Genomic DNA, 23736 nt, shown 5'->3' with positions numbered 1-23736 from the left:
AGTTCGCTCAATTCAGTCATATTGGATTAGTCGTGAGAAAATTAATACGATACCACTGAATTGATGCGGACTTCTTTTTTTATTGTACTTTTTTTGTCGTGTACTGAAAGGCAGCCTGAAAACTATGCCCCCAAAACTATCATGGCTTTGGGGGCATACAAACATTCAAGTGATTAACTTATCAACCCGAAATCTGCAAAGCGTGTTGAATAAACGACATCAAAGAATTCGGGAACACGCCCCAAATCAACAACAACACCGCATTAAACGACAGCAACCATTTCGCCGTCAATTCGCCTTCAATCGGCGCATGGTCATTGGCTTTGTCAAAATACATCACTTTCACCACGCGCAAATAGTAGAACGCACCAATCAAACTCATTACCACCGCAAACACCGCCAACGCTGCCGCCCAAGCATAAGATGCACCCACCAAAGCCTTCAATACCGCAAATTTCGCGTAAAAGCCCATCAATGGCGGAATCCCTGCCATGCTAAACAGCACCAACAGCATTACCAGCGCGTACCACGCATTGCGTTGGTTTAAGCCAGCCAAATCGCTGATGTTTTCACATTCATGTCCTTCGCGGCTCAACAACATCAACACGCCAAAGCCCGCCGAACTCATAATCGCATACGCCACCGCGTAGTAAACTGCCGCTTCCACGCCAATCACGCCACCCAAAAAGCCCAGCAACACAAAACCCATGTGCGATACAGTTGAGAAGGCAAACATGCGTTTCAAATTGCTTTGCATAATCGCCGCCAAATTGCCCACCAACAAGGAAGCAATCGCCAACGCCGCAAACATCAATTGCCAGTCGCCTTTTTCAAACAACAAACCGCCCACCATAATGCGGAATGTGAACACAGTTGCCGCAATTTTCGGCACAGAACCCACAAACGCCGCGATGGAAGTTGGCGCACCTTGATACACGTCCGCCACCCACATGTGGAACGGCGCAGCACCAAATTTAAACGCCACCGCCGCCACAATAAACAACACGCCCAGTTTCAATAACCAAACATTGGCTGTACCATTTTGGGTAGCCTGAAAAATCTCGCTAAATTGCAGGCTGCCTGTCGCACCGTACACCATAGAAATACCGTACAGCAAAATCCCCGAAGCCAATGCCCCCAATACAAAGTATTTCAAAGCAGCTTCTGCGGCTTCCGAGCTTTCGCGGCGCAAAGCAATCATGGCATACAAAGACAAAGACAGTAATTCCAAACCCAAATACGCCGTCAAAAAATGCCCCGCGCTAATCATCACGCCCATGCCCGCATTGGCAAATAAAGCCAGCGTGTAAAATTCGCCTTTGAATAATTCGCGCATTTGGTTATACGGTTTGGCGTACACAAACAATAAAGCCGTACCCAAATAAATGGCGATTTTGCTGATTTGCGACACGCCATCGGCAATATAGCTGCCTGAAAACGCGGCAATCGGCTCATTTGTCCATACCGCCCACTGTCCACAGGCTGCCGCCAGCAGCACAATAGTACTCAAAACATGGGTAATGTAACGATTTTTTTCGCTCGTCCACAAATCCGCCAACAACACAGCAAATAACCCCGTCAGCAGCACGATTTCAGGCGTGGCGGCGGCAATATTCAAATCTGTCCAATTCCAATTCATACATCACCTCAAATCTTGCTTTGTGCCACTTGGGCAATCAAATCTTGTGCGGCTTGCTGCACCACCGCCACAAATGGCTCGGGATACACGCCCATGCCCAATACCGCCACCGCCAAAATCGCCAAAATGGCAAATTCACGGCAGTTGATGTCTTTCATTTCTGCCACTTCGGGGTTGGTGATTTCGCCAAAAATGGTGCGTTTGTACATCCACAAGGTGTATGCCGCGCCATAAATCAGCGTGAATGCCGCCAATAAACCTATCCACAAATTGACTTTCACCGCGCCCATAATCACCATGAATTCGCCAACAAAACCCGAAGTCGCAGGCAAACCTGCATTCGCCATGCCAAACAACATCATGAATGCGGCAAATTTGGGCATCACGTTTACCACGCCACCGTAATCGGCAATATTGCGTGTGTGCAAGCGGTCATACATCACGCCTATGCACATAAACATGGCGGCAGACACAAAACCGTGTGAAATCATTTGCACAATCGCACCGTGCAAGCCCCAGGTGTTCAATTCGCCCAAAGGGCTGCCTGAAAACAGTCCTGCAAACAGGAAAATACCCAGCGTTACAAAACCCATGTGGCTGATTGATGAATACGCCACCAGCTTTTTCATATCGGTTTGCACCAGCGCGACCATGCCGATGTAAATCACGGCAATCAGGCTCAACACCACCACCGCAGGCGCAAAATAGCGAGACGCATCGGGCAAAATCGGCAAAATAAAGCGCAAGAAACCGTATGCACCGATTTTCAGCGTAATCGCCGCCAACACCATAGAGCCGCCCGTTGGGGCTTCAACGTGGGCATCAGGCAGCCAAGTATGCACAGGGAACATCGGCACTTTCACCGCAAACGACAGGAAAAACGCGACAAACAACACCTGTTGCACGCCCAAAGGAATCTGCTTAATCGCTTGCAAATCGGCAATGGCAAAACTTTTGGCTTGATAACCCAAATAAATCAACGCCACCAACATCAACAGCGAGCCGAGCAATGTATACAAAAACAACTTCATTGCCGCATAAACGCGTCTTGGGCCACCCCACATACCGACAATCAGGTAAAGCGGAATGAGCATGGCTTCAAAAAACACATAGAACAAAATCGCGTCTTGCGCGGCAAATGCGCCGTTAATCAAGCCTGACATAATCAGAAATGCCGCCATATATTGCGCGGTTTTGTGCTGAATGACTTCCCAGCCAGCCAACACCACCATCAGCGTGATGAAGGCATTCAAAATCACAAACAGCACGGAAATGCCGTCCACGCCCAGCGCGTAGTTGAGATTAAGCGCGGGTATCCAAGCGTGCAATTCGGTAAACTGGTAGCCGCCATTGGCACGGTCAAATTGCGTGAACAGGGGCAGCGTAACCAAAAAGCCCGCCGCCGCGCCCAAAAACGCCAATATGCGTGCCAACGGTGCGCGGCTGTCTGACCCTGTTGCCAAGACCAGCACGCCTGCCACAATCGGCACCCAGATTGCCAAGCTGAGTAAGTTGTTGAAAAACATAGTTTTAGCCTGTTTTCTTTATTTAAAATTTTTTATTGAAACTGCGTTTCAGGCAGCCTGAAAAGTATTATCCAAACTACTAGGAGAACCCAATTCTCCTTGTTTAAAAGTTTTTAACCATGCGATAAAATTGTTTACAACAACTTTATCATCAGTATATTTAATACCTTGTTTTTCTTTAATAATCCCTAAAAACTCTTGTGGAATTAAAGGAGCTTGGTTACCAAAATACCAAAAATCATCGCAAATCAAAATACGTTCAGATGATAAATCGCTTTCAAATTCATACTCGCCATGAAAATTATTTTCTAACTGTTTCCATTCATTATTTATTTTGTAATAAATATTATCGCCACGTCTCGTTTTAGCATTGGTGTCTTTTGGTTTCTTCACTTCAAAACGTGGATTGATTGAATATTCTTCAGTTGTAACCACCTCTGAAATAATCGCTGCATAAATCAATTTATTAATACCTATACCAGAAACAGACCCTGTTCCAATAATTTAAATCACCAATTTCAGCATTTGAACGAATAACAGGCTTACAAGTCGCCAAAGTTAAAAAACCGTGATAAGGATTAGGTGCAAAACCATAATCATACTTAACAACATAGCTGATAATTTTCATCGTGAATAACCTCAATTTATTTTCAGGCAGCCTGAAACATCATTTAAACCACAAATTCCAGAAAAACGCCACAATCAACACCAGCACCCCAGCCACCATCACCGCCGCATAAGTGTAGATGAAACCCGTCTGCGCTTTGCGGACTTGCGCGGCAATGTTGCCCACCAGTTTGGCGGAATTGTTCACAATGCCGTTGTCAATAATCATCGTGTCGCCCACTTTCCAGAAGAAATTGCCCAATGCGCGGCTGCCTTTGGCAAACACGTTGAAATACAAGGTGTCCAAATAATATTTGTTGTCCAATAAGGTGTAAATTGGTTTGCAGGCTGCCTGAATTTTCGCGGGCAAATGCGGTGCTTTCACATACAAGAACCACGCTGCCACCACGCCCGCAATCGCCAAGTACAACACAGGGCTAACCAAGCTATGCGTTACCATGCCGAAAATGCCATGATAATGTTCCGCCATGTGGCTCATCACAGGGTGCGCTTCGTGATTCACATAAATCACATCTTTAAAGAAATCGCCATACAACAAAGGCTCAATCGTCAATGCACCCACCAACACAGACGGAATCGCCAAGAAAATCAAGGGGAAAGTTACCACCCAAGGGCTTTCATGCGGATTGTCGTTGGGCGACAAGCCGTGATGATGGTCGTGGTTGTCGTCCGCATCGTGTTCGTGATGGGCGTGTTCATCGGCATGATGGTGTGCGCTGTGGTCGGTTTCGCGCCAACGCTCTTTGCCGTGAAACACGATAAAGTATTGACGGAACGCATAAAATGCGGTTACAAACACGCTCGCCAACACCGCAAAATAGGCAAAACCGCTACCCGTTAAATTGCTGAATTTCACCGCTTCAATAATGGAATCTTTGGAATAAAAGCCTGAAAACAAAGGCGTACCAATCAGCGACAAATTGCCCAACAACATGGTAATCCAAGTAATCGGCATGTATTTACGCAAATTACCCATGTGGCGCATGTCTTGGTCGTGGTGCATGCCGATAATCACGCTGCCTGCCGCCAAAAACAGCAAGGCTTTGAAAAACGCGTGCGTCATCACATGAAACATGGCAATGGAATAAGCCGACACGCCCAACGCCACCGTCATGTATCCCAGTTGCGACAAGGTGGAATAGGCAATCACGCGCTTAATGTCGTTTTGGATTGTGCCAAGAAAGCCCATAAACAAGGCGGTAATCGCACCAATAATCATGATGACGCTCAACGCAGTGGTACTCAATTCGTACATGGGCGACATGCGCGACACCATAAACAAACCTGCCGTAACCATCGTTGCCGCGTGAATCAGCGCGGAAATGGGCGTAGGACCTTCCATGGAATCAGGCAGCCAAACGTGCAAAGGAAATTGCGCGGATTTACCCATCGCACCCACAAACAGCAACAGACAAGTTACGGTAATCAAGTCCGTACCCAAAAATTGCATGCCGACCACATTGGGCAAATAGGCGAACACGTCCGCATAACGCAGGCTACCACCGAAATAGCCCAACACCAAGCCTATGCCCAGCAAAAAGCCGAAATCGCCCACGCGGTTCACGAGAAACGCTTTTAAGTTAGCGAAAATCGCGCTGTCGCGTTTGAAATAAAAGCCAATCAGCAAATACGACACCAAGCCCACCGCTTCCCAACCGAAAAACAGTTGAATGAAGTTGTTGGACATAATCAGCATCAACATGCTGAATGTAAACAAAGAAATGTAACTGAAAAAGCGTTGGTAGCCCGTTTTTTCATCGTGCATGTAGCCGATGGTGTAAATATGCACCATCAGCGACACGGACGTTACCACCACCATCATCATGGCGGTTAAGCTGTCCACGAGAAAGCCGACCGAAAAATCCACACCGCCCATGCTGAGCCATGTGTACACGTTTTCGTCAAACTTGGCGCGTGTGCCAGTCGCAAAGCCGTACAGCACATAGGCAGACAACAGCGCGGAAATCGCCACACCTGAAATGGTGGCGGTGTGTGCGCCACGCCGTCCGATTTGATTGCCAAACAAGCCTGCCAGCAAACAGCCCACCAATGGCGTGAGCGCGATGATTAAATATAAAGTCATGTCGTTCATTTGATTGAACCTTTTTTGATTTTTAAAAACTTTTTCAGCTAAATTTTTTGTTTTGCGGCGTATTTTCAGGCTGCCTGAAAATTAAATTTTTGCCACACAATCGCCATAAGCCTGCACTTTACTGTCGGCACTCAATAGCAATAAACCTTCTTGTTGTGCTTGTGCAATCAACATTCGGTCAAACGGGTCATTGTGGATAAATGGCAAGGTCTCGGTTGCCATCGCGTGTGTGCCAGTGATTGCCAATTCACGATAACCATTTTCCAACAACAAACGGCGAAATGCCGATGTCGGAATGGGCAAATGCAATTTACCTATGCTTTTTTTAATGGCAATTTCCCAAATATTGACCACGCTAAAATACAATTCGTTGTTTTTATTTTCTAAAATTTGTCTGATAGCCAAATTAAGTTTTGGACTATCGCTTGCCGCCCACAATAGAATATGCGTATCAAGCAAGTATTTCATCATCTGCACCTGCAAACAAAGCGGCAATTTCATCGCCACCTACATCATCAAAATCATCGGAAACAGCAATATTTTTCAAAAAACCAATTCGCTTGGGTTGGGTTTCGGTTTCTGTATAAGGCAACACTTTTGCCAATGGCTTACCCGCTTGGGCAATGATAAACGGCTCGCCCAAATCGGTTAAACGCAATAAATGGTTGGGTACGTCATGAATATTCAAAGTTTGCATGATTATGCTCCTTTTGTTTTTTCAGGCTGCCTGAAATTCAAAAATTATCGCGTTTTCCGTTGGCAATTTCCAATCTACGCGTTACGGCAAATCCGAAACTCAAACCGCCAATCAGCGCAAAATAAATATTCCAAAAAAACATACCCACTGGAAACAGGAAAAACACCACGCCAGCCAATGCACTCATGATGATTTCATTGCGCGTAACCGTCAGCGAAAACAGGCTTTGATACAGCCACGAACCGATTGCCGCGCTGCCGCAAGTCGCCAATAAATACAGCAATCGTGCGCCATTGGTAGCGGTTAAAATATCGGTTTCGCTGAACATGATTTTTGACCTTTCAGGCTGCCTGAAAACTTAATTGTGCTGCAATTTGTTCCCTCCCCTGCTTGCGGGGGAGAGAATAGATGGTTATTAGCCTTTCAGCGTATTCAATTCGGTAACGTTAATCGTTTGTCGGTTGCGGAACACCAGCACCATAATCGCCAAACCAATCGCACTTTCTGCTGCCGCCACCGTCAGCACGAAAAACACGAAAATCTGCCCAGCCGTGTCGCCCAAATATTGCGAAAAGGCAATAAAATTGAAATTTACCGCCAGCAACATCAATTCAATAGACATCAGCAACACCAATACGTTTTTGCGGTTCATGTAAATGCCCATTGCGCTAATCCCAAACAAAAGTGCTGCTAAAACAAGATAATGGGTCAAGGTAATCATGCTTGGTTCTCCGTATTGTCAGGCTGCGTGTTTTTGGGGACTTGCACTTCGGCAGCCATTTTGACCATGCGTAAACGCCCTTCTGCTGCGTTCACTTTCACTTGGTCGGCAGGGTTGATGTATTTTTCATTGGTGGATTTGCGGTGTACCAAAGCAATGGCTGCCACCATGCCCAACACCAGCAGCACCGCCGCCAATTCAAATTGCAACAAATAGGTGGTATAGAGCTGTTTACCCAAATCGCGCACATTGCTGTAATCGGCAGGAATGGTTTTCATGTCGCCATACACCGACAAATTGGTGTCGGGCGCAAGCAACACGGCAATCAGCACCAAAGCCATCAACACACCCACGGTAAACGCGGCAGGGGCGTTGCGCCAAAAACCTTTGCGCATTTCTTCCACGTCTATGTTCAACATCATGACCACAAACAGGAACAGCACCATCACCGCGCCCACATACACCACCACCAGCGTGATGCCCAAAAATTCCGCTTGCATAAGCAGCCACATCATTGCCGACATACAAAACGTCAGCACCAAATACAGGGACGCATGAACGGGGTTTTTTGCGGTAACGGTTTTGAGTGCGCCAAATAAAATCACGGCAGCAATAAAGTAAAATAAAGCAAGTTGGAAAGTCATGTTGATGCTTTCTTTTTAATCAAAATGGGGCGTAGGGTGCAATTTATTGCACTAAACAATGTTTTTGCATGGTGCAACAAGTTGCACCCTACTTTTCAGGCAGCCTGAAAATACATTAACGATACGGCGCGTCAGCCGCTTTGCGTTTGGCGATTTCGGCTTCGTATTTGTCGCCGATTGCCAGCAAAATGGGTTTGGTCATGTGCAAGTCGCCACGTTTTTCGCCGTGGTATTCAAAGATGTGGGTTTCCACAATCGCGTCCACAGGGCAGGCTTCTTCGCAAAATCCGCAGAAAATACATTTGGTTAAATCAATGTCGTAGCGCGTGGTACGGCGTGTGCCGTCTTCGCGCTGTTCGGATTCAATGTTGATTGCCATCGCAGGGCAAACCGCTTCGCACAATTTGCAGGCAATGCAACGCTCTTCGCCATTCGGATAACGTCTTTGCGCGTGCAAGCCGCGAAAACGCACCGATTGCGGGGTTTTTTCTTCGGGGAAGTAAATCGTGTCTTTGCGAGCGAAAAAGTTTTTGAGCGTTACGCCCATGCCTTTAACCAACTCGCCCAGTAAAAAGGTTTTGACTAAATTTGCCATAATGTTGTTCCTACCCTTTTGGTAGTGGTTTTTTTATTTAAAAATCAATTGGTAAATGGTTTTCAGGCTGCCTGAAAAATCTTTTGGCAGATATGCCAACAATATTTGCACTGCAACAACCTATCCCCTCCCCTGCTTGCGGGGGAGGGCTAGGGTGCAGACTTGCCAAGTTTTGTACTTCGTAGGGGCAGATTTCATATCTGCCCTTTCTACGATATTTGAATTGTGGTACTTCCCACAGGGCGGATATAAAATCCGCCCCTGCGACACGATGAGAACTTGGCAGGTCTGGGGTTAGGGTGGGGGAAATTATTTCCACAAACTCAACGGCGAAGCCATCCAGCCAGCCAATACCGCAATGCAGATAAAGCCCACAGGAATCAAAATTTTCCAGCCCAAACGCATGATTTGGTCGTAGCGGTAGCGTGGGAATGTGGCGCGTATCCACAAATAGCCATACAGCACAAACGCCATTTTCGCAAACATCCAAAACGCGCTGGGTGCGCCAATCACGCCCCAACTTTGTGGAAATGGCGACAGCCAACCACCCAAAAACATGATTGCCGTGAGTGCGCCAATCAAAATCATGAAAATGTATTCCGCCAAGAAAAACAAGGCAAACGCAAAACCTGAATATTCAACGTGGAAACCTGCGACAATCTCCGATTCGCCTTCCGCCACGTCAAATGGGGCGCGGTTGGTTTCCGCCACCGCCGAAATCAGATAAACCAAAAACGCGGGGAACAAAGTAAACCAGTTCCACGAAAAAATCGAACCGCCCGCAATGCCGCTCGCTTGTGCCGCCACAATCTCTTTAAAATTCAGGCTGCCTGAAACCATAATCACGCACACCAAAGCGGCTGACATGGCAATTTCATATGAAATCGTTTGCGCCGATGAACGCATCGCGCCCAAAAACGCATATTTAGAATTACTCGCCCAGCCTGCAATAATCACGCCGTAAACCGACAACGATGTAATCATCAAAATATACAGCAAACCTGCGTCCACATTAGCCAACACCCATTCTTCATTAAATGGAATTACCGCCCACGCCGCAAATGCAGGCGCAAGCGACAACATAGGACCAATATAAAACAAGGCTTTATTGGACAAACTTGGGCGCGTTACTTCTTTGAACAACAGTTTCAACACGTCCGCAAAGGGCTGAATCAAGCCCCAAGGTCCGACTACGTTTGGACCTGTACGCAATTGCATGAAACCAATCACTTTGCGTTCAAAATAAGTGAGATACGCCACCGTCAAAATCAATGGGGCTAAAATCAACACGATTTTCACGATAATGGACACGATTAAACCAATCGTTGTCCCCATTTCGCCCAAGCCCAAAGTTGTGGCAAACAGGGTTTGAAACCACTCTTGCATGATTATGCCCTCGTCAATTCAATGCTGTTCATCAAACCGCCCAAAGCGGCATTTTCAGGGTGCAATGGCAGGTAAACCACATTTTCAGCCAGCCCTGCATCAGCACGAACCGTTACCAATTCCGCCGCACCGTTTTGTTTGGCAAACACCTGTTCGCCATCTTGTAAACCAAATACCGTCAAGGTGTTAGGATGGATTTTGGCTTCGGGCGTTGCCGCGTGGCTGGTTTGTTGCAAAGACACAGCACGGCGCACAATCGGGTCGCTGTGGTAAATGCCCACGCCGCCCACGCGCACCAATTTATCGGTTTGCGGTTGGGTGCTGATGGCGGTCAAAATGCTGTGATTATTCAATTTTTCAGGCAGCGTGTTGGGTTTAATCGCTTCGGCTAATACTTCTTCGCTGCTATTAAAATCAAAACCTTGCACGTCAAACACATTGCCCAACACGCGCAACACTTTCCACAATGGACGCGCTTCGCCCAAAGTTTTCACGACACCATGGAATGACTGCAAACGCCCTTCCATATTGATAAAGCTGCCTGATGTTTCGGTAAACGGCACAATCGGCAATAAAATATCGCAAACGTCCAACAAAGCCTTGCTTTCATAAGCGGTAAACGCCATCACGGTCGCCGCTTGTTTCAACGCTGCCATCGCTTCCACGCCACCCAAAACATCTATTTCAGGCTCAACATTCAGCAACAACACCGCTTTTTTCGGTGCAGCCAACATGGAAGTCATCGGCGTTTGGTTCACGCCCAACACGTCTGCGCCCACGCTGTTGGCAGCCTGCGGCAAAATGCCCAAAGTCGCACCAGTGGCTTGCGCCAATTTTTGCGCTGCCGCGTAAATGCCTGCGTAATCAGGGTGATTTTGCACATCTGCGCCCAAAATAATCGCTGCGTTTTGCGCGTTTTTCAGGCTGCCTGAAATCGTGTAATCGGTATATTCAGCCAAATTATTCAGATAATTTGCCCACTCATTTGGGTGCAAAATATCTTGTGTTAATAAAGGCATATGCAAAGTTTCACGGCTTGCTGCCACCACGCTTAACGCCATGCCTTCTTTGGCTGAACGGCGCAAACGGGCGGTTAAAAGCGGCTGTTCTTTACGCAAATTCGCGCCCACAATCAACACCGCTTCGCAAGCAGCAAGCTGTTCAATCGTTTGACCCAGCCATTGCGCCCCTTGCAGGCTACCTGAAAGACGGCTGTCGTTTTCACGCAAACGTGAAGTCATCGCTTTCACACCGAAACCGTCCGCCCATTTTTTCGCCAAATACAGTTCTTCCACCGTATTCATGGGGTTTGCCCACACGGCAATTTGCTCTTTGCCGTCTTCTTTGGCAATGCAATCAAGGGTATGGCGCACATATTCCAAAGCGGTTGTCCAATCCACATCGCGCCATTCGCCGCCGTGTTTGATTTTCGGCGTGGTCAAACGGCTTTCGTGGTACAAGCCTTCATAGGCGAAACGGTCGCGGTCGGCAATCCAGCATTCGTTAATCGCTTCATTTTCAAGCGGCAACACGCGGCGCACGGTGTGGTCTTTCGTTTGAACAATGAGATTGCTGCCCAAAGCGTCATGCGCGGAAATGGATTTGCGGCGCGACAATTCCCACGAGCGCGAATCGTAACGATACGGCTTGCTGGTCAAAGCACCCACAGGACACAAATCAATCACATTGCCCGACAATTCGGTTTCCACCGCCTTGCCGATAAAAGGCATGATTTCGGAAAACTCGCTGCGGTGTGCCATGCCGATTTCTTGCATGCCCGCGATTTCTTCGGTGAAACGCACACAGCGCGTGCAATGAATACAACGGCTCATTTCGGCAGCCGAAACCAAAGGCCCCATGTCTTTGCCGACTACGGCGCGTTTTTCTTCTTGATAGCGGCTGCCTGATTTGCCATAGCCCACCGCCAAATCTTGCAACTGGCATTCGCCACCTTGGTCGCAAATGGGGCAATCAAGTGGGTGATTTATCAGCAAAAATTCCATTACGCCTTGTTGCGCCTGTTTGGCTTTGGCGGAATGGGTATGCACCACCATGCCGTCTGTAACAGGCGTGGCACAGGCAGGCAGGGGTTTGGGGGCTTTTTCCACATCCACCAAGCACATGCGGCAGTTGGCGGCAATGGACAGCTTTTTGTGATAACAAAAATGCGGAATGTAAGTGCCAAGCTGGTGCGCCGCTTCAATCACGGTCGTGCCTTGTTTGACTTGGGTTTGTTTACCGTCTATTTGGATTTGTAACATGGTTGTTTCCTAGTTACTTTTTTATATTTAAAAGAAATTTGTTTCAGACTGCCTGAAAAAGGGGCAGCGTTTCATTATTTTTTTTTGGGAACAGATTTTTCAGGCAGCCTGAAATCAATCAATCTTCCAATAATCTATCCCATTTGTAGGGTGCGCCATGTGCACCATTTTTTACAGCGATGATTTAATATTTCAATGTGTTTGGTGCGCATGGCGCACCCTACTCTACTGCCTGAAATAGTTATTCAAAACACACCAAAACTTCATTTTCAATCAAATTTCTGCGCCAATCTTCCAATTCTGTTGATTTTAAGGCAGCCTGAATTTTATCCCACGCACAATTGACACGTTGCCCTGATAATTCATCAATATTATCAAGCAATAAACAAGCTTGATGTGCCACTTCCCAACTACCTGACAAAATCCAATCTATTATCCATTCAAAAATAGGCTCACTAGGATAATACGATAAAGCATAAATCAATGTAGATAAATCTTTTTTTAATTCAATATTCTGAATTTTATTGATGATTTCATCATACGCAATTGGGTCTTGTTGCTCTGCTAGGTCAAGTAATTTCAACTCAATCACTTACAAAATTACCTTTCAGGCAGCCTGAAAAAGCTTTACCACCCACCCCACTTATGTTCTTTCATCGGCTTGCCATGCTCAATATAATGCTCAAATTCAGCGCGGAAATGCTTGGTAAAACTGCGAACGGGGAACACCGCCGCGTCCGCCAACGCGCAAATGGTGCGTCCAGCCATATTGTTGCCCACGCTGTCCAGCAAATCCAAATCATCGGGGCGACCTTTGCCAGTCGCAATGCGGTGTACCACGCGATACAGCCAGCCTGTTCCCTCGCGGCAAGGCGTACATTGCCCACATGATTCTTCGTGATAGAAATACGCCAAACGTTCCAATGCTTTGACCATACAAACGTCTTCGTCCATCACAATCACCGCGCCCGAACCGAGCATTGAGCCAGCTTTGGCAATGGAATCATAATCCATATTGCACGCCATCATGATATCGGCAGGCAAAACGGGGGCAGACGAACCACCAGGAATCACGGCTTTCAATTTCTTACCGCCACGCATACCGCCCGCCATCGCCAACAATTCGGCAAATGGCGTACCGAGCGGCACTTCGTAATTGCCAGGACGTTCAACGTGTCCTGAAATGGAAAACAGTTTCGTGCCGCCTGCGCCTTCCACGCCCTGCGCCAAGAATTTTTGTCCGCCATCTTTGATGATGAACGGCACGGAGGCAAACGTTTCCGTGTTGTTGATGGTGGTGGGTTTGCCATACAAACCATAACTGGCTGGGAATGGCGGTTTAAAACGTGGCTGACCTTTTTTGCCTTCCAAACTTTCCAACAAGGCGGTTTCTTCGCCACAAATGTACGCGCCATAGCCATGATGGGCATACAGCTCAAAATCAAAGCCCAAGCCCATGATGTTTTTGCCCAAAAAGCCTGCTTGACGGGCTTCGGCTAATGCGGCTTCAAAGCGTTGATAGCCTTCAAAAATTTCGCCATGAATGTAGTTGTAACCCGATGCCGCTCCCATGGCATAGCCCGCGATAATCATGCCTTCAATCAGCGCGTGGGGGTTGAACATGATGATGTCGCGGTCTTTGAATGTGCCTGGTTCGCCCTCGTCTGTGTTGCAGACCACATATTTCGCACCTGGGAAGGAGCGCGGCATAAAGCTCCATTTCAAGCCTGTTGGGAAACCTGCGCCACCGCGACCGCGCAAAGCCGAAGTTTTCACTTCGTCAATGATGTCGTTTTGGGGGATTTTTTCGGTCAAAATTTTGCGTAACGCGCTGTAACCGCCACGCGCTTGGTAAGCAGCGAGCGTCCAGCAGTTGGGGTCTTGTGTGGGGACGTTTTCAAAAATCACGCCTGATTGATAAATTGCCATGTTTTCTACCTATTTATTTTATTTTCAGGCAGCCTGAAAAATCAATTTGTTTATTGCCAACAATCTCTCACACTGCCGTCATTCCCGCGTAGGCGGGAATCTATTTTTAACTTTAAGAAACAAAAGTTTGTGTAACTCAATGTTGGATTCCCGCCTACGCGGGAATGACGATGTTTTTATTTTGTAGGGTAATGAAAGGCTGCCTGAAAAATCAAATATTTCACGCAAGCAATCCACCAAACAAATCCAACCAATCGGGGTTTTGTTCTTCAATTAAACGAATTTTCCATTCTCTGCGCCATTTTTTCATGGCTTTTTCTTTGGCAATCGCTTCGGGCATGGTGGCAGAAACTTCATACCAAACCAATTTATCCACACCATATTTCGCTGTAAAACCATCGAGCGAGACACCTTGTTTATGTTGCCAAATGCGTTCAGGCAAATTCATGGTAACGCCAATATACAAAGTCCCATTGCGCCCACTTGCCAAAATGTAAACCGCAGGCTGCCGTGTGAGTGGGTGTGCAGTCATTTTGTAACCTTTCAAGCTGCCTGAATTTTTTTATTAATTTAATTCAACTATTTGCTTATTAAATTACAAGTTGGTGTAGCCTAACTTTGGATTCCCACCTACGTGAGAATGACGGTGTAGTGTGGTTTTAGCTACGCTGAACTTCGTTTCAGGCAGCCTGAAAAAAGCCTTACTGCAATTCCGCCAATTTCTTATCAATCGCTGCCGCGTCCATAAAGCTGCACATTTTGTGGTTGTTCAACAGCATAACGGGGGCATCGCCACACGCGCCCATGCACTCGCCTTCTACCAGCGTGAATTTGCCGTCTGCGGTGGTTTCGCCATAGCCTATGCCCAGTTTTTGTTTCAGGTATTCGCCTGCGTCCACGCCACCGCGCAAGGCACACGGCAGGTTGGTGCAAACCGTGAGCTTGTATTTGCCTACAGGTTGCAAATCGTACATATTGTAGAACGTTGCCACTTCATAAGCGGCAATGGCAGGTATGCCAATGTAATTTGCCACAAATTCAATGGTTTCGGGTTTCAGCCAGCCCAATTCCACTTGGGCAATCCGCAATGCACCCATCACCGCACTGCGGCGTTGGTCGGCGGGGTATTTGGCTAATTCAATGTCAATTTCTTTTAATGATTGTGCGGATAACATTTTGTAATCCTAATAAAATAATAATTTGATTTTCAGGCTACCTGAAAAAGGTTTATTGCTTACGCCAATAATTTAAAAACTCATCTGCCAAACCTTTGGGATTAGCACGTTCAGTCCATGAAAGCGGTTCATCATAATATTCCAATGAATGAATGATAACGGGGATATTTTGCCCAAACACATCAGCAATCACATTTTCATCAAACAAACGCTGCACCACAGCAATTTGAGTTTCCACAAAGGCTTCATAAAATTCGCTTGATTTGTCTTCAACATCATCATTGCCGTCATCATCAAAAATGCTTTCAAATTCATCTTCCGTGTAAGCAAACGATGAATGCTGCAACCAAGTTTCAAGTTCTTGATTATTTTGATACAAATTCACACAAAACAATTCCGCTTCATCTTGCAACCAATAGGCGAAATTCCATTTGGCTTCATCATCTTGTTTAAGCGTATTATTTTCATTTTCTTGAACTTGTTGATATGTATTGTAGCTAACCAACAAACTAGGCAACCACTCATCACCACCACTTACCCAAAAAGACAAAGCATAAACATCATCGCGTGTTTTTTGGGGTAATTTCGCCAATGCTGCGCCAATTTGTTCAACAATTTTATCAGCAAAAATTTCTTGATAATTCATCGTATATTTTCATGAATGGCTTTTCAGGCTGCCTGAAAAACTATTGCAAAACATTTTACTTAACACGTTGTTTAAATTCAAACATTTTATCGCGTTGAATTTCCGAATTAAGCCATGTATCAAACTTATCCACAGGTTTAGTTGGAGCAGAAACCAACTCTGCCTGATGTGGCTGAACTGCACACGCCGACAAAACAAATAACAATCCAATCATTCCATATTTCATTTGTTCCACTCCATAAAAAAACCGTTCAGGCTGCCTGAAAAATCGTTTTGCCTATTTTTAACGCCAACCTGCTTTTTTCCGTGCAAAATAACGCATAATCCAAGGCAAAGCTAAAAGCGGTAATGCTAAACCTATCCAAATCAGTGGGTTACTATCGCCAGCTTTGAATTTAGTTTGAATAAAATGATACAAACCGACAATCATGGCTAAATAAGCATACGTTCTTATCACTTGCGGAAAATACAACGGTAATTCTTCGTACTCCGTCAAAGTTGAATGTCCCATTGCCACTTCTTCTGAATATTGCCCATGAATTCGTGCGCTATAAAAGGGAATAATGGGAATGTGTAAAATCGTAAACCAATAAGTTGCAATATACGAACCATCTTCTTCTTGACAGCATTCGCCAACAAATTGCGTTCCAATGCCATTAAATGTACTCATTTTTATATATTCTCGTTTTCAGCCTGCCTGAAAGCTATCTATCCACTTCGCCAAACACAATATCCTGCGTACCGATAATCGCCACCACGTCTGCCAGCATATGCCCACGCGCCATTTCGTCCATGCCTTGCAAATGTGCAAAGCCCGGCGCGCGGATTTTCAGGCGATACGGCTTGTTTGCGCCATCGGAAATCATGTAAATGCCAAACTCGCCTTTGGGGTGTTCCACCGCCGTGTAGGTTTCGCCTTCGGGAACGTGCATGCCTTCGGTAAACAGTTTGAAATGATGAATCAAATCTTCCATGCCTGTTTTCATGTCGGTGCGTTTGGGTGGCGCGACTTTTTGGTCTTCCACAATCACGGGCAAATTCGGATTGGCGCGTAACCAGTCGGCACATTGTTTGATAATTCGTACCGATTGGCGCATCTCATTGACACGGCACAAATAACGGTCGTAGCAATCGCCATTCACGCCCACAGGAATGTCAAAATCCACTTGGTCGTACACTTCGTAAGGGGTTTTCTTGCGAATGTCCCACTCCACGCCCGAACCGCGCAACATCACGCCTGTAAAACCTTTTTGCAAGGCACGTTCAGGCGACACCACGCCTATGCCCACCGTGCGTTGTTTCCAAATGCGGTTGTCGGTCAGCAGGGTTTCCAGCGTGTCGATGTTTTTCGGGAAACGCTCGCAAAATGCGTCAATAAAATCCAACATGGTGCCTTCACGCGCGGCATTGAGTTCTTTCAACACTTTGGCGTTGCGGTATTTGCTGGATTCGTATTTGGGCATGAAATCGGGCAAATCGCGGTACACGCCCCCTGGACGGAAATAAGCCGCGTGCATACGCGCCCCCGATACGGCTTCGTACAAATCCATCAACTCTTCACGGTCGCGGAAAGCGTACAAAATCGCGGTCATTGCACCAATATCCAGCGCGTGCGAACCCACGCCCATTAAGTGATTAAGAATGCGCGTTACTTCGGCAAACATGGTGCGTATGTATTTGGCGCGAATGGGGACTTCAATGCCCATCAGTTTTTCAATCGCCATGCAATAGGCTTGCTCGTTTACCATCATGGAAACGTAGTCCAGCCTGTCCATATACGGCAGGGCTTGCAGATAGGTTTTGGTTTCAGCCAACTTTTCCGTGCCGCGATGCAGCAAGCCGATGTGTGGGTCGGCGCGAACAATGGTTTCGCCCTCCAATTCCAAAATCAGGCGCAATACGCCATGCGCGGCTGGGTGTTGAGGACCGAAGTTGATTGTGTAATTGCGTAATTTAGCCACCGTAGTTCTCCTCGCGTACTATGCGCGGTGTGATTTCACGCGGCTCAATGGTAACAGGTTGATAAACCACGCGTTTTTCATTTTCATCGTAACGCATTTCCACATGACCTGAAATGGGGAAATCTTTGCGGAATGGGTGTCCGACAAAACCATAATCGGTCAAAATGCGGCGCAAATCGGGGTGATGATTGAAAATAATGCCATACATATCAAAGGCTTCACGCTCATACCAATCTGCGCTGTTGTAAATGGGGGTAACGGTTTCCACCATGGGCAAATGGTCGTCTTGCGCCCACACGCGCACGCGAATACGCTGATTGTTTTTCACGGAAACCAAGTTGCTGACCACCGCAAAGCGTTTGCCGTGCCACACTTGGTTTTTGTAGGTGCTGTAATCCACGCCGCACAAATCCACCAGACTTTCAAAATGCAAATCGGGGTGGTCGCGCAGGGTGGTCATGATGTCCAAATAGTGTTCGGGCTGGCATTCAACGGTGATTTCGTCAAATGCCAAGCTGATTTTGCTGGCTTTGTCGCCCAAAATTTCGGTGCAGGCTGCCTGTAAATCAATAACGTGCATTTTGCGTTCCTAAAATATTATTTCTGTGCTTTCAGGCTGCCTGAAAGTTTTTGTGTAGGGTGCGTATTACGCACCAATATATTGAAAGTGTTGAAATTTGGTGCGTGGTACGCACCCTACAAATTGTTTTCAGGCAGCCTGAAAAATAGCAAATTATTTTTGTTTATTTACGTTGTCTGGTTCTTGTGAATGATTTGAATCACTTTACCTTTGCGTTGAAAACGGATTTCGTGAATATCGCCATCCGCACAACCATAAACATATTTACTGTGCACAATGGCAAGTTGCGCTGTTCGTTTCACGGTTGTTTCATATCTCGGCTCGGCGATATGTGGTATAGAACTACCATCTTTTTGCACCACACTACCACAATCTACTTTGGGCAAAGCATGTTTATGGACATAACCATTTTTAGGTAGCTGGGCGGGTAAACCCATATCCATCCAATCATCTTTTTTAAAACGATAAAATGCCTGATAAGCAGCATTGAGACTTGTACCTTGAAAGGTACATTGTTGCGTTATTTCTAAACCACCGTGTGTTGTTTTCGACTTTTGGCACGACAAATTTTCTGCTGCCAATGCGTGTTGTGCCGAAAATACAAATAAGGCAGTTATAAGCCATTTTTTCATCTTAATTCACTCCCAGATTTTAAAAGGCTGCGATTTTCAGGCAGCCTGAAAATCTCAATGCCGCGCAATCGTATAAGTCCGCTTAATTTTGCCCTGCAACTGAATCAAGCCATACAACAAGGCTTCGGCAGTCGGCGGACACCCTGGCACATACACGTCCACAGGCACCACACGGTCAGCACCGCGCACTACCGAATAGGAATAGTGATAATAACCGCCGCCGTTAGCGCACGTCCCCATAGACAACACCCAACGCGGCTCTGCCATTTGGTCGTACACGCGGCGCAAAGCGGGTGCCATTTTATTGGTTAATGTACCTGCCACAATCATCAAATCCGATTGGCGTGGCGATGGACGGAAAATAATCCCAAAACGGTCAAGGTCATAACGCGCCATGCCCGCGTGCATCATCTCCACCGCGCAGCAAGCCAAACCAAAGGTAACAGGCCACAAAGAGCCTGTGCGTACATAGTTCAAAACTGTATCCGCGCTGGCGGTTACAAAGCCTTTATTCAAAACGCCTTCTATTCCCATTCCAGCGCACCTTTTTTCCATTCGTAAATAAAGCCCACCGTCAAAATCACGATGAACACAAACATAGACCAAAACGCATACGCGCCCGTTTCAGCCATCAAATCTTTAAAAACCACCGCCCATGGAATCATGAACGCGACTTCCAAATCAAACAAAATAAATAAAATCGCCACCAGATAATAGCGCACGTCAAATTTCATGCGCGCGTTTTCAAAGGCCTCAAAGCCGCATTCAAAGGGTGTGTCTTTTTCGTGGTAGTGGCGTTTGGGCCCGAGTACACTGCCCAATGTGATAAATAAAATGCCTGCCACCAAGCCAATTATCATGAAAATCAACACAGGAAAATAGTTTGCCAGCATGATGGACACCTGTTGTATAGAGTAAATTTGCGTAATTTGTAATTTTAACGAATTTTTAGCTTTTTTTGTTGGATTATTTTGAAATTTTTTAAGTGTTTTCAGGATTTTATTGATATGAATTCTTATTTAGATAATTTTATTTTGATAATTCAAGGTTTTTTGTGTGAAATCATATTCAGGCTGCCTGAAAATATTTTTAACAATATGCTTAATAGAAAAACATAAAATCGCTTTTCAGACTGCTTTGTTGTATGGACAATATATGTATCAATAAAGTGTCAATCCAGCCAAACCATCAAATAATCCATTGTAATGGATAACTTGTTACATCAAATTCCAGCAAATTCAATTCTTTGACACAATATAACACTTTGCACCCTACTATTTTGTGTGATATTTTCAGGCAGCCTGAAACCTTGTTTTTATGATAAAATTGCGCGTTTTTTATGAATTTCAGGAACGCGCCCATTATGAGCCAAACCGACCACCAATTTGCCAAAGAAACCATCGCCGTCAGCCTAGAAGACGAAATGAAAAAGTCCTATTTGGACTACGCCATGAGCGTGATTGTGGGACGTGCCTTGCCCGATGTGCGCGATGGACTCAAACCCGTACACCGCCGCGCCCTGTATGCCATGCACGAACTCAAAAACAACTGGAACAGCGCATACAAAAAATCCGCGCGTGTGGTGGGCGATGTCATCGGTAAATACCACCCACATGGCGACAGCGCGGTGTACCAAACCATCGTTCGCATGGCGCAACCCTTTTCCATGCGCTACACGCTGGTGGACGGTCAAGGCAACTTCGGCTCGGTAGATGGCGATGCCGCCGCCGCCATGCGTTACACCGAAATCCGCATGGCAAAAATCGCCCACGAAATGCTTGCCGATATTGAAGAAGACACCGTGGATTTTGGCGACAACTATGACGGCAGCGAACGCGAGCCCCTTGTTTTACCAACACGTTTTCCCGCATTGTTGGTGAATGGTTCAGAAGGCATTGCCGTGGGCATGGCAACCAGCATTCCGCCCCACAATTTGCGCGACACACTTTCAGGCTGCCTGAAACTGTTGCGCGACCCCGAAACCGACATCAACGAATTGATTGATTTGATTAAAGCCCCCGATTTTCCCACAGGCGGCACCATTTTCGGGCTCAATGGCGTACGCGCAGGCTACCACACAGGGCGCGGTCGCGTGGTGATTCGCGCCAAAACCCATTTAGAAACAATCGGTAAGAATGGCGAACGCGAAGCCATCATCGTGGACGAAATCCCCTACCAAGTCAATAAATCCAAACTCGTTGAAAAAATTGGCGAATTGGTGCGCGAAAAACAAATTGAAGGCATTGCCGAATTGCGCGATGAATCCGACAAAGACGGCACACGCATCGTCATTGAACTCAAACGCAACGAAAATGCAGAAGTGGTTTTAAATCAACTGTTTAAACTCACACAACTGCAAGACACATTCAGCATGAACATGGTGGCTTTGGTAGACGGTCAGCCCAGGGTGTTGAATTTAAAACAAATTTTGAGTGAATTTTTGCGCCATCGCCGAGAAGTGGTAACGCGCAGAACCTTGTTTCGCCTGAAAAAAGCGCGTGCCGAAGGACACATTGCCGAAGGCAAAGCGGTTGCCCTGTCCAATATTGACGAAATGATTGTTTTGATTAAACAATCTGCCGATGCGGACGCGGCAAGGGTCGCCTTATTGAGCCGTGCTTGGCAATCGGGTTTGGTCAGCGAAATGTTGAATCGCAGCGATTTGGATTTGAGCATGGCGCGCCCCGAATGGCTGCCTGAAAAATGCGGTTTGCAATCAGATGGTTATTGGTTGAGCGAAGAGCAAGCCCGCGCCATTTTGCGCATGAGTTTGCGGAATTTGACGGGTCTTGACCAAGATGAAATCGTTAAAGAATACAAAGAGTTAATGGCGATTATTGTGGATTTGCTGGATATTTTAGCCAAACCCGAGCGCGTGCGCCAAATTATTGACGATGAACTCACCGCCATGCAAACCCAGTTTGGCGATGAAAGAATGAGTGAAATCAATGTGTTTGGTGGTGGCGACATTGCTGATGAAGACCTGATTCCGCCACGCGAAATGGTGGTTACGCTCACGCACGGCGGCTACATCAAAACCCAGCCGACCAGCGATTATCAGGCGCAAAAACGCGGTGGGCGCGGCAAACAGGCGGCTGCCACCAAAGATGAAGATTTCATTGAAACTTTATTCGTGGCAAACACGCACGATTATTTGATGTGTTTCACGAATTTGGGTAAATGCCATTGGATTAAGGTGTACCGCTTGCCAGAAGGCGGCAGAAATTCGCGCGGTCGCCCGATTAACAATGTGATTCAACTTGATGAAAATGAAAAGGTTTCTGCCATTTTGCCTGTGCGCGATTTCCCAGAAGATGAATATGTGTTCTTTGCGACTGCTTTGGGCATGGTGAAAAAAGTTCAGCTTTCGGCATTCAAAAACGTCAGCAAAATCGGCATTAAAGCCATTGCTTTAAAAGAAGGCGACAGCTTAATTGGCGCAGTGAAAACAAGCGGTTCGGACGACATCATGTTGTTCTCCAATTTGGGCAAGGCGATTCGTTTCAATGAATATTACGCAGGCAATGCTGGCGATGACGATGAAGACGTTTCAGGCAGCCTGAATGATGAAATCTCTGAAAATGAAGACGAAAATTCAGGCGAATTGAATCTGCAAACCAATAAAGGCGTGCGCCCAAGCGGACGCGGTTCGGGCGGTATGCGCGGCATGAAATTGCCTGAAAACGGCAAAATTGTCAGCTTGTTGGTGGCGGAATTGGGCAGCGATTTGCAAGTTTTGACCGCCACGCAAAACGGCTACGGCAAACGCACGCCCATTGACGATTATTCGCGCAAAGGCAAGGGCGGTCAGGGCATCATTGCGATTGACACGGGCGAGCGCAATGGCGAATTGGTGGCAGCCACGCTGGTTTCTCCCAATGATGATTTGATGTTGATTACATCGGGCGGCGTGTTGATTCGCACGAAAGTGGCGCAAATTCGTGAAACAGGGCGTGCGGCACAGGGTGTGCGTTTAATCAATTTGGACGAAGGCACGACTTTGGTGAGCTTGGAACGGATTGCGGAGCAGGAAGCGGACAATTCAGACAATTCGGATAATTCGGAAAGTGAAGTTGAGCTGATTGCGGAAGCGTAATTGACGATAAACAGGCAGCCTGAAAAGCAAATGTGTTTTTCAGGCTGCCTTTTTACGTTAAAATTTCATTTTTGAAATCAAGGAGAAAATCATGCAATTAGCCGAAATTGTGTATGAAAATGACCACGCTTTTTTAAAATTGCCTGAAACTTGGCTCGCCAAAGGCAAATCGTTTTACATTCAACAAAAACCAAATGGCAATTTGGAACTGATTCAGCAACAGGGCGATTGGGACGAATTGTTTCAGGAATTGCGGCAAATTGGCGAGATTGAGCCGTTGGAAGATGTGGTTCGTACAAATCATATTCAGGCAGCCTGAAACCTTTGCAAAACCCCTAAAATTTGATTTTAAAAAATTTTAATATTTTGAATTTTAAGAAATTTATTTTTCAAAAAAGTTCAAAAAATGGGGTTTTGCAAAGGTTTCAGCCTTTCATTACCCTACAAATTTTTGTCTACCACTCATCTGTTCCCTCTCCTGTGGGAGAGGGTTAGGGAGAGGGTAAAACTTTCAATGCACCACGATTTT

At 46.4% G+C, this 23736-nt stretch carries 27 protein-coding genes; 2 read left to right on the top strand and 25 right to left on the bottom strand.

All coding sequences use genetic code 11. The features are described from left to right. Positions 1–181 precede the first annotated feature (181 nt). From nuoN to Q338_RS06805, 25 genes are all read right to left on the bottom strand, one after another. Positions 182–1639: an NADH-quinone oxidoreductase subunit NuoN gene (gene nuoN / locus Q338_RS06915; RefSeq protein ID WP_034293459.1), complete on the bottom strand. Its 1458-nt coding sequence runs from the start codon at positions 1637–1639 to the stop codon at positions 182–184. 8 nt (positions 1640–1647) lie between these two features. After that, a complete protein-coding gene (locus Q338_RS06910) occupies positions 1648–3165 on the bottom strand; it encodes an NADH-quinone oxidoreductase subunit M (protein WP_034293457.1) in 1518 nt (505 codons plus the stop codon). A 48-nt stretch (positions 3166–3213) separates the two neighbouring features. Beyond that, positions 3214–3666 (bottom strand): Nmad2 family putative nucleotide modification protein, encoded by a 453-nt coding sequence (locus Q338_RS13740; RefSeq protein WP_281268605.1) that lies wholly within the window; start codon positions 3664–3666, stop codon positions 3214–3216. Then, positions 3632–3793 carry an Nmad2 family putative nucleotide modification protein gene (locus Q338_RS15470; protein ID WP_169815855.1) on the bottom strand — a complete coding sequence of 54 codons (162 nt, stop codon included), beginning with the start codon at positions 3791–3793 and terminating at the stop codon, positions 3632–3634. Before Q338_RS15470 ends, Q338_RS13740 begins: the two co-directional genes overlap by 35 nt. A gap of 39 nt (positions 3794–3832) precedes the next feature. Beyond that, positions 3833–5884: an NADH-quinone oxidoreductase subunit L gene (nuoL, locus tag Q338_RS06900; protein WP_034293455.1), complete on the bottom strand. Its 2052-nt coding sequence runs from the start codon at positions 5882–5884 to the stop codon at positions 3833–3835. Positions 5885–5965: 81 nt separating this feature from the next. Beyond that, a complete protein-coding gene (locus Q338_RS06895) occupies positions 5966–6352 on the bottom strand; it encodes a type II toxin-antitoxin system VapC family toxin (RefSeq protein WP_034293453.1) in 387 nt (128 codons plus the stop codon). Continuing rightward, entirely contained in the window at positions 6336–6581 is a 246-nt protein-coding gene (locus Q338_RS06890; protein ID WP_034293450.1) for a type II toxin-antitoxin system Phd/YefM family antitoxin, read from the bottom strand. Before Q338_RS06890 ends, Q338_RS06895 begins: the two co-directional genes overlap by 17 nt. Before the next feature lie 37 nt (positions 6582–6618). After that, positions 6619–6909, bottom strand: a complete 291-nt coding sequence (locus Q338_RS06885; protein WP_034293448.1) for a hypothetical protein — start codon at positions 6907–6909, stop codon at positions 6619–6621. 87 nt (positions 6910–6996) lie between these two features. After that, on the bottom strand, positions 6997–7302 hold the full coding sequence (gene nuoK / locus Q338_RS06880) for an NADH-quinone oxidoreductase subunit NuoK (protein WP_034293445.1): 306 nt from the start codon (positions 7300–7302) through the stop codon (positions 6997–6999). Beyond that, positions 7299–7946, bottom strand: a complete 648-nt coding sequence (locus Q338_RS06875) for an NADH-quinone oxidoreductase subunit J (RefSeq protein WP_034293443.1) — start codon at positions 7944–7946, stop codon at positions 7299–7301. The genes nuoK and Q338_RS06875 overlap by 4 nt, the downstream gene beginning before the upstream one ends. 115 nt (positions 7947–8061) lie before the next feature. After that, entirely contained in the window at positions 8062–8541 is a 480-nt protein-coding gene (gene nuoI, locus Q338_RS06870) for an NADH-quinone oxidoreductase subunit NuoI (protein WP_034293441.1), read from the bottom strand. Positions 8542–8850: 309 nt separating this feature from the next. Beyond that, on the bottom strand, positions 8851–9927 hold the full coding sequence (gene nuoH / locus Q338_RS06865; RefSeq protein ID WP_034293439.1) for an NADH-quinone oxidoreductase subunit NuoH: 1077 nt from the start codon (positions 9925–9927) through the stop codon (positions 8851–8853). Between the two features lie 2 nt (positions 9928–9929). Beyond that, positions 9930–12188: an NADH-quinone oxidoreductase subunit NuoG gene (gene nuoG, locus Q338_RS06860; RefSeq protein ID WP_034293437.1), complete on the bottom strand. Its 2259-nt coding sequence runs from the start codon at positions 12186–12188 to the stop codon at positions 9930–9932. 241 nt (positions 12189–12429) lie between these two features. Next, positions 12430–12780, bottom strand: coding sequence for a hypothetical protein (locus tag Q338_RS06855; RefSeq protein WP_051968528.1), 351 nt, complete (start codon positions 12778–12780; stop codon positions 12430–12432). Positions 12781–12815: 35 nt separating this feature from the next. After that, a complete protein-coding gene (gene nuoF / locus Q338_RS06850; RefSeq protein WP_034293434.1) occupies positions 12816–14117 on the bottom strand; it encodes an NADH-quinone oxidoreductase subunit NuoF in 1302 nt (433 codons plus the stop codon). 220 nt (positions 14118–14337) lie between these two features. Continuing rightward, entirely contained in the window at positions 14338–14649 is a 312-nt protein-coding gene (locus tag Q338_RS06845) for a GIY-YIG nuclease family protein (protein ID WP_034293431.1), read from the bottom strand. Between the two features lie 169 nt (positions 14650–14818). Continuing rightward, complete coding sequence (gene nuoE, locus Q338_RS06840) at positions 14819–15292, bottom strand: NADH-quinone oxidoreductase subunit NuoE (RefSeq protein ID WP_034293430.1); 474 nt, start codon at positions 15290–15292, stop codon at positions 14819–14821. 52 nt (positions 15293–15344) lie between these two features. Further along, on the bottom strand, positions 15345–15938 hold the full coding sequence (locus Q338_RS06835) for a hypothetical protein (RefSeq protein WP_034293427.1): 594 nt from the start codon (positions 15936–15938) through the stop codon (positions 15345–15347). A 55-nt stretch (positions 15939–15993) separates the two neighbouring features. Beyond that, positions 15994–16152, bottom strand: a complete 159-nt coding sequence (locus Q338_RS14465) for a hypothetical protein (RefSeq protein WP_156961050.1) — start codon at positions 16150–16152, stop codon at positions 15994–15996. Between the two features lie 69 nt (positions 16153–16221). Further along, the gene (locus tag Q338_RS13735; protein ID WP_002642676.1) at positions 16222–16608 is read right to left on the bottom strand and encodes a hypothetical protein; all 387 of its coding nucleotides are present in this window, start codon (positions 16606–16608) and stop codon (positions 16222–16224) included. 34 nt (positions 16609–16642) lie between these two features. Continuing rightward, a complete protein-coding gene (gene nuoD / locus Q338_RS06825) occupies positions 16643–17899 on the bottom strand; it encodes an NADH dehydrogenase (quinone) subunit D (protein ID WP_034293425.1) in 1257 nt (418 codons plus the stop codon). Then, entirely contained in the window at positions 17892–18479 is a 588-nt protein-coding gene (locus Q338_RS06820) for an NADH-quinone oxidoreductase subunit C (RefSeq protein WP_034293423.1), read from the bottom strand. The genes nuoD and Q338_RS06820 overlap by 8 nt, the downstream gene beginning before the upstream one ends. 167 nt (positions 18480–18646) lie before the next feature. Then, positions 18647–19111, bottom strand: a complete 465-nt coding sequence (locus Q338_RS06815) for a hypothetical protein (protein WP_034293421.1) — start codon at positions 19109–19111, stop codon at positions 18647–18649. 54 nt (positions 19112–19165) lie between these two features. Further along, positions 19166–19645: a NuoB/complex I 20 kDa subunit family protein gene (locus Q338_RS06810; protein WP_034293418.1), complete on the bottom strand. Its 480-nt coding sequence runs from the start codon at positions 19643–19645 to the stop codon at positions 19166–19168. After that, on the bottom strand, positions 19636–20004 hold the full coding sequence (locus Q338_RS06805) for an NADH-quinone oxidoreductase subunit A (protein WP_034293416.1): 369 nt from the start codon (positions 20002–20004) through the stop codon (positions 19636–19638). Before Q338_RS06805 ends, Q338_RS06810 begins: the two co-directional genes overlap by 10 nt. Positions 20005–20474: 470 nt before the next feature. Here Q338_RS06805 and gyrA point away from each other — a divergent pair, with 470 nt between their 5' ends. Together gyrA and Q338_RS06795 are read left to right on the top strand one after the other, a co-directional pair. Then, entirely contained in the window at positions 20475–23207 is a 2733-nt protein-coding gene (gene gyrA / locus Q338_RS06800) for a DNA gyrase subunit A (protein WP_244773479.1), read from the top strand. A gap of 91 nt (positions 23208–23298) precedes the next feature. Continuing rightward, positions 23299–23526: a hypothetical protein gene (locus tag Q338_RS06795; protein WP_034293412.1), complete on the top strand. Its 228-nt coding sequence runs from the start codon at positions 23299–23301 to the stop codon at positions 23524–23526. Positions 23527–23736 lie beyond the last annotated feature (210 nt).

Source organism: Alysiella crassa DSM 2578, assembly GCF_000745955.1.
GTDB classification, from domain to species: Bacteria; Pseudomonadota; Gammaproteobacteria; order Burkholderiales; family Neisseriaceae; genus Simonsiella; species Simonsiella crassa.
The sequence above is the reverse complement of the archived record's forward strand: the minus strand, read 5'-3'. Positions and strand labels throughout refer to the sequence as shown.